General features: G+C 67.0%; 1 protein-coding gene. It reads right to left on the bottom strand.

Annotated elements, in window-relative coordinates; all coding sequences use genetic code 11:
- Nucleotides 1-767, bottom strand: a 767-nt coding sequence (gene galT / locus BN1127_RS19530) for a galactose-1-phosphate uridylyltransferase (protein WP_042650546.1), incomplete at both ends; no start/stop codon positions are given.

Below are 767 nucleotides of genomic sequence, written 5' to 3'. Positions count from 1 at the left end.
GGGGAGAGGGAACGCAGGCGCTCGGCGGCTTGTTCCGGCGTCAGGTCCCGCTGGGTTTCGGCCAGCATCTCGAAGCCCACCATGAACTTGCGCACGGTGGCGGAGCGCAGCAGGGGCGGGTAGAAGTGGGCGTGCAACTGCCAGGCCTCGGGGCAGTCCGAGTTCGGCGGCGCGAAGTGCCAGCCCATGGAGTAGGGGAAGCTGCACTCGAACAGGTTGTCGTAGCGGCTGGTGAGCTCCTTGAGCGCCACCGCCAGATCTTCTTGCTGCTCCCGGGTTAGATCCAGCATTGAGGGCACATGGGCCTTGGGCAGCAGCAGGGTCTCGAACGGCCAGGCCGCCCAGAAGGGCACCACTGCCAGCCAGTGTGCCGTCTCCACCACGATGCGGGATCGGTCTTTCAGCTCCCGCTCCACATAGTCCAGCAGCAGCGGGCGGCCGTGCTCGGCCAGCCAGGTGCGCTGGTGCTGCTCTTCGCGGGCTATCTCGTTGGGCAGGAAGTCGCTGCCCCACAGCTGGCCATGGGGGTGGGGATTGGAGCAGCCCATGACGGCGCCCTTGTTCTCGAACACTTGCACCCATTCCCATTGGCTCGACAGCTCGGCGACCTGGCTCATCCAGGTGGTGATCACCGCCTCGATGGCGGGCAGCGCCAGCTCGGGCAGGGTCTTGCCGTGATCCGGCGAGAAGCAGATGACCCGGCTGGTACCACGAGCGGCTTCCAGCTTGAGCAGGGGATCCTGCTCGTCGCCGGCGGCCGGGGTGTC

The sequence above is a fragment of the Aeromonas media genome, assembly GCF_000819985.1.
Taxonomy (GTDB): Bacteria; Pseudomonadota; Gammaproteobacteria; order Enterobacterales; family Aeromonadaceae; genus Aeromonas; species Aeromonas media.
Note: the sequence above shows the minus strand (reverse complement) of the source record. Positions and strands in the feature narration are given on the sequence as shown.